At 63.3% G+C, this 6,205-nt stretch carries 6 protein-coding genes and 1 pseudogene; all 7 read left to right on the top strand.

The window, feature by feature from the left end:
* Positions 1–115 precede the first annotated feature (115 nt).
* Positions 116–1,272: pseudogene (locus QJT78_RS08905) on the top strand (LuxR C-terminal-related transcriptional regulator).
* 222 nt (positions 1,273–1,494) lie between these two features.
* Positions 1,495–2,469: an AraC family transcriptional regulator gene (locus QJT78_RS08900; protein ID WP_028146619.1), complete on the top strand. Its 975-nt coding sequence runs from the start codon at positions 1,495–1,497 to the stop codon at positions 2,467–2,469.
* 133 nt (positions 2,470–2,602) lie between these two features.
* The gene (locus QJT78_RS08895) at positions 2,603–3,040 is read left to right on the top strand and encodes a hypothetical protein (protein WP_193375891.1); all 438 of its coding nucleotides are present in this window, start codon (positions 2,603–2,605) and stop codon (positions 3,038–3,040) included.
* Between the two features lie 144 nt (positions 3,041–3,184).
* Positions 3,185–4,303 carry a helix-turn-helix transcriptional regulator gene (locus tag QJT78_RS08890; RefSeq protein WP_028146617.1) on the top strand — a complete coding sequence of 373 codons (1,119 nt, stop codon included), beginning with the start codon at positions 3,185–3,187 and terminating at the stop codon, positions 4,301–4,303.
* 108 nt (positions 4,304–4,411) lie between these two features.
* Positions 4,412–5,524: a helix-turn-helix transcriptional regulator gene (locus QJT78_RS08885; RefSeq protein WP_281460214.1), complete on the top strand. Its 1,113-nt coding sequence runs from the start codon at positions 4,412–4,414 to the stop codon at positions 5,522–5,524.
* A 230-nt stretch (positions 5,525–5,754) separates the two neighbouring features.
* Positions 5,755–5,913, top strand: a complete 159-nt coding sequence (locus QJT78_RS08880; RefSeq protein ID WP_240537467.1) for a hypothetical protein — start codon at positions 5,755–5,757, stop codon at positions 5,911–5,913.
* Between the two features lie 38 nt (positions 5,914–5,951).
* Positions 5,952–6,191 carry a hypothetical protein gene (locus tag QJT78_RS08875; protein WP_028146614.1) on the top strand — a complete coding sequence of 80 codons (240 nt, stop codon included), beginning with the start codon at positions 5,952–5,954 and terminating at the stop codon, positions 6,189–6,191.
* Positions 6,192–6,205 lie beyond the last annotated feature (14 nt).

The raw sequence follows: 6,205 nt of genomic DNA, 5'->3' as shown, positions 1-6,205 counted from the left end.
ACATAAACGTCCTGCCTGACCGGCTACTGCTGTTCAGCGGCGCTGACGGCGATCATCAGGTGGGGGAGTTTCAAGTGACCATACCCGGGGGATTTTGACCGACCCACGGGGTCCGATGACGATCCTCCAGGCAAACCGGTTCTCGTCTCTCGTCGGCGAGATCTACGATGCGGCGGTCGATCCTGCGCTGCGCAGCGGCGCGCTGGAACAGGTTTCCCATTTCGTCGGCGGGTGTGCCGCGACCATCCTGTCCCGCGATGCGGCAAGGCTCTCGATCGAGATTCACCAGCATTTTGGCACCGAATCCCGCTTCCGCCAGCTCTACCGCGACAGATATGTCGAGCAGGATCCTCTGCTCGATCGTCATCTCGCTTTTGCGGCCGGGCACGCCATCGGCGTGACCGATATCATGCCGCACGCGGACTTCGTGGCGACGAGCTTCTATCGCGAGTGGGTCGAGCCGCAGGGCGCGATCGACCTCGCGACCGTCGCGCTCGAGAGATCGGACGCGCGTACCACGGTCTTGCAGGTGTTGCGCCACCGATCCCGCGGAACCGTCGACGAGTCGATGCGCGAACGCATGCGGCTGCTCGCACCCCACATCCAGCGTTCCAGGATCATGGGCCGGCAGATCAGGGCGCGCTCGCACACCGTGGACGACCTTGCCGATGTGCTCGACGGCCTGAGCACGGCGATCTGCCTGCTCGATGCCGATGGCCGGGTCGTCCACGCCAACGCGGCGTGCCGGCAGCTGTTCGTCGATGCAAACCTGCTCGCGATGGTCGGCGACCGGATCGTGGTCCGCCACACCCAGGCCGACAAATTATTCCGCAGCCTGTTCGAAGTCGCCGCAGATGGTGAAACTCACCCGGCCGGTCGCCGCCGCGTCGGGCTCGCGACGTCGGCGGACGGTCAGCACTATCTCGTCAATGTCCTTCCATTGAAGCGGGAGCGCAGCCTGCCGCGAGACGTCGCAACCACGGTGCTTCTCGTACAGAAGGCGGCGATGGTGCCATCGCTCGTGCCCGACGCCATTGCTGCAGCCTTCAGGCTGACGCGGTCCGAATGCGCGTGCTGATGGCCATCGTCGAGGTCGGCGGCGTTCCCGATATCGCGGCAAAGCTCGGCATTGCCGAGACGACGGTGAAGACGCATCTCGGCCGCCTGTTCGAGAAGACCGGTGCCGGCAGGCAGGCCGACCTCGTGAAGATCGCGGCCGGCATCACCGCGCCGTTTGTACAGCGAACGAGCCGCGACGACGACACCATGTGATTCATTTGACGGCGCGAGCCGCGCGGCGATGCAATCTCAATCCATTGTGATGAGCGGGATCGTCAGGTCCTCCGAACGTACGACGCGCGTCATTTGATACTTTCGTATATGGCGCCACTTGAATGAGAAGGGCAGCGTGCGCCACGGAACAATGCGCGCCGGCACCGGACGCGGGAGACGGCAGCGCGTGAGCGAGCTTGCCTGTCGGTTGGAGAAATTGCAGTGAGCGGCAAGGACGAATGTTCCATTCTCAATGTTTCGACGGACCACATTCCCGAAGACGAGCGTGTGCCGCTGCTGCGCGAATTCTACTGCCGCGGCGTGCTCAAGGCGGAGGTCGAGCTGACGGACGAAATGCCGTTCGCCGCGAGCCTCACATCCCATGGCCTGCCGGACGTCCAGCTGGTGATCGGCGGGCTGGTCGGGGCGCGGGTTATCCGTACCAAGCAGCTGGTCGTCGACGGCAACGACAGCCTCGGCCTGATGATCAACCGATCCGGCATCGTCGAAGTATCTGCGCGAGGACGAGATCTGAGGCTTCATCCCGGTGACGCGGTTCTGACGAGCGCGGAGGACGCGACGATCTACGAACGCCTCTCGCTTGGAAATTGTCTGTCGCTGCGCGTGCCGCGGCGGGTGCTGGCGCCCATGATCGTGGACATCGACGACACGGTGATGCGAATCATTCCGGAGCGCGCCACTGGACTGCGCCTGCTGGTCGACTACGCGACGTCTCTGGTGCGCGAGCGCGCCCTCGCGGTGCCCACATTGCGCCAGCTTGCTGTTGCACATCTCCATGATCTGATGGCGCGTGTTCTCGGCGCGACGGATGAGGTTCACGAGCTGGCCGGGCGCCGAGGCGTCAGGGCCGCGCGGCTGCGCAAGGTGAAGTCCTTCATCGTCAACAATTGCTGGCATCAGGACCTCTCGGTCGCGACCGTGGCGCAGGAATTCGGCGTGACCACACGTTATCTTCAGCGGCTGTTCGAAGCCGACGGCAAGACGTTCTCGTCCTTCCTGACCGAGCAGCGCCTCAAACGCGCGCATCGCATGCTGCGCGAGCCTGACTTCGCCGGGCGGCCGGTGAGCTCGATCGCCTACGACGTCGGCTTCGGCGATCTCTCTTATTTCAATCGTTGTTTCCGGCGAGCCTATGGCGCGACGCCCAGCGGCGTCAGAAGCGGCGAAGCGCTGTGACCGCGCGGTGCGCGGTTCGTGCGACCAGGCGGGTGCCTGTCGCAGTGCGCGTATTCGGCCGACTACGTCTTCTGGTGCGCGGAGTAGAACGATGACGCTGTGTTTCGGACGGCGCCGGCAGTTGGAGTTGTGAATGCGCCGCTTCTTCTTTGATCTCCTGGTCGACAATGTCGTGAAGATCGATCCGGGCGGCATGGTCTTCGAGCAGGCCAAGGCGACGTTCGTCGTGGCCGACGAGATGGCGAGACATCTGTTTGTCTGGCGTGACGATCTGCGTGATCGCGACGCCTGGATCCGCGTCAGAGATGCCGGCGGACGAGAGGTCTATCGCGCCGCGGTCTGGTCAAGGTTGGCTGGGACCAGGCATGACCGTTCCGGCTTCACCTTCCAGGGCGGCAACGCCGACAACCGGTCGCGGCGCCAGGTGCTCAACAATGCTGCGGTGGCCGGCTTTGGCTTCGACTACCGCACCACCCAAAACGTGTCCGTGTTCGGTGCGGTCGAGGGCATGATGATGTCCGACCAGAGCCGCACCGGCACGGCGAAGGGTGGCGTTCGCGTCGCGTTCTGAGCCGGCATCAGCCCTGGCGGCTTGAACGCGATGCCCGCCGGCCGGGCCCCATCCGCCCGGCCGGCGCCTCCTCCGATCGGAGGACGCCGCATGCTGTGGTCGTAGTATGCTTGGTGATATTGATCACTCAGGTCATTTCAAGCCATGCGCGGACTACGGAAGCTGCCCGAACTGGTCGAGTCCATCTATGACGCGGGGCTCGATCCCTCGCTGTGGAACAACGCCGTCGCCGGCATCCGCGATTTCGTCGGCGGGCAGGCCTGCGGGCTGTTTTCCAAGGATTCGATCAGCAAATTCGGCGTCACCCATTATTATTGCGGGGCCGACCCGCGCTACATCCAACTCTATTCAGAGACTTATTCGAAGTTCGACCCGCTGACGGTGCTGCCGCCGCATGGCGAGATCGTCAGCATTCCCGATCTCGTCAATTTCGATGAATACCGGAAAGGGCGCTTTTACCAGGAGTGGATGCAGCCACAGGGTTGCAGCGACGCGGCCAATGTCGTGCTCGAGACATCGCATGCGAGCAGCGCCGTGATGATGACGGTGCTGTCGGACCGGCGCATGGTGGACCCGGCGATGAAGCATCGGCTCTCGCTGATTGTGCCGCACGCCAGCCGCGCGCTGCTGATCAACCGCGCCATCACCTCGCAACTGACACTGGCGACGGCGCTGGTGGATGTTCTGGACAATCTGGCGTCCGGCATCTTCCTGCTCGATGCCTTTTGTCGGGTGGTGCATGCGAATTCGGCCGGCCACGCCCTGTTTGCCGCCGCCGACGTGGTTCGGTCGGTTGCCGGGCAGCTCGTAACCAGCAGCGCGGAGGCCAATCAGACGCTGCGCGAGGCGCTTGCGACCCGGAGCGAAATTGCCCTGCTTGCTACACGGGGCCATGCGATCCCGCTGCTTTCGCCGAGCGGCGAGCGCTATGTCGCGCATGTTCTGCCGCTGTCATCCGTGCTGCGAAACGGAAGCGAGCGGGAGGTCGATGCCGCCGGTGCGCTGCTCTTGCGCAAGGTGTCGCTTGGCGGGCAGTCCTATGGCGAGTTGATCGCACGGACCTTCGACCTTACGCCGGCCGAGCTGCGCGTGTTCCTGTCGATCGTCGAGGTCGGTGGCGTCCCGGAAACGGCGGCAGTACTCGGTATCGCAGAGACCACGGCGAAGACGCATCTGCATCGGGTGTTCGCCAAGACCGGCGTTTCGCGTCAGGCCGATCTCGTCAAGCTCGCAGCCGGATTCTCCAATCCGCTCGTCAACTGATCGGTCAATCGCGGTCGGGGTTGAACCTTTTGCTCCCACGATAGACTCAATTGTGCCGCCGGGCATGACGAACATTTCGCTATCTCCAAGTCACCATTGGCTGTTCTGATGTCCCGACCTCCCAAACAGTCCGAGTTGATCGAGAACATATATGACGCGGGTCTCTACCCAGAGTTGTGGAGCGATGTTGTCGTCAAGCTCAATGCGTTCATCGGTAGCCGGGCTTGCGGGCTGATTTCGAAGGATCCCGTTAGCAAGTCCGGTGCGACGCATTACTACTGCGGTGTCGTTCCGCACTACATCCAGCTCTATGCCGAGACCTATGCCCAGTACGATCCGCTGGCACGGCTGCCTCGCTACGGCGAGGTTCGTAACATCCCCGATCTCGTGAATTTCGACGAATATCGTCGCGGCCGGTTCTATCAGGAATGGCTGCGACCCCAGGGCTGCGTCGATGTCGCCAGCGTGGTTCTGGAACAGTCGAAGTCGCCGTGTCCGATGCTGATCACCGTGATCCCCGGCAAGGGGATGCTCGACGCGGAGCAGCGGGCGCGGATGCAATTCCTGGTTCCGCATGCGAGCCGGGCGCTGCTGATCAACCGGGCGATCGAGCGGAAGCAGCAGCGCGCGATCGCGCTCGCCGATGTCGTGGATAATGCCGGCGTCATCCTGCTCGATACGGCCTGCAACATCGTCCACAGCAATCCTGCCGCGGACACGTTGCTCGCCGCCGATGATGTCCTGCGGTCTGTCGCGGGCCGGCTGGCGGCACGATCTTCCGCGGCAAATTCCGCGCTGCGCGATATCTTCCGTGACGCAGGCGAGGTTGCCGTCGCGGCGGCTGCCGGGCGAAAGATTCCGCTGATGTCACATGACGGCTCCTACTACGTCGCGCACGTCATCGCGCTGCCGTCGTTGTTGCGTGAAGGCGCGGCGGAGCGCACGTCGGCGGTCGGCGCCTTGTTCATCTGGAAGGCGGAACTCGACGGCCGCTCATGTGCCGGCCTCATCGACCGCGCGTTCGAGTTGACCCCTGCTGAGCTGAGGGTCATGCAATCGATCGTCGAGGTCGGCGGTGTGCCGGAGACGGCCGTGGCACTCGGCATCGCGGAGACGACGGTGAAGACGCATCTGCATCGGGTGTTCGCGAAGACCGGCGTCTCGCGTCAGGCCGATCTCGTCAAGCTCGCGGCTGGATTCTCCAATCCGGTTCTGCACTGACGCGCTTTCCGAAGGCGCAGGCGAGTCGCTCCGGCTCGCGATAGGTTCACACCGCAGCATCATTAGAAAGTTATCGCGGGTCGTTCGATCGAATGACGCGATTCTCCGCGCTCTCTTCTACGAGAACTCACACGTTGTCTTGTTCGACGCGTTCGATCTTCGTGTGAAGCAACTCACAGCAAGCGGAAGTGTACCTCATCAATCTCTCGCACAGTTGAGAGGAGATTGTCATGCGAAAGGCGTCACCAGCTCCGGCCAGCAAGTTCCGCGACATCGTCGCGCGCATCGGCGCGGCATTCCGCGCGCAGCGCGAGATCGACGCGAAGCGCGCGTTGCGGCGTTGCAGCCATTTGCTGGAGCAGTCGCATGAAACGTCGCGTTTTGAATGAAATTATTCCCGTCTGCAATGAAGAGGATACTTTTGAAAATGCCAACAGAGTTGATCCGCGCGAGTGCGCGGCCGGCCGCACCACGTTCGAACGCGCGTAACGTCAATATTGTCGCCGCCGCGCTGACGGCAGCGCTCGTCACGCTTCAATTGGTCGGGCTGGCAATGCTGGAGCGTTCGCACGCGCAGCCGGTCTCTCGGCCTCTGCTGAATTCGCGCGATGCGGAGCTCTGCACCGGGACTGCCGATATCCCGGCGACGCAGACGCCTTACGACTGACCCGGAGAACGCAC

The organism is Bradyrhizobium sp. Mp27 (genome assembly GCF_029953005.1).
GTDB classification, from domain to species: Bacteria; Pseudomonadota; Alphaproteobacteria; order Rhizobiales; family Xanthobacteraceae; genus Bradyrhizobium; species Bradyrhizobium barranii.
Note: the sequence above shows the minus strand (reverse complement) of the source record. Positions and strands in the feature narration are given on the sequence as shown.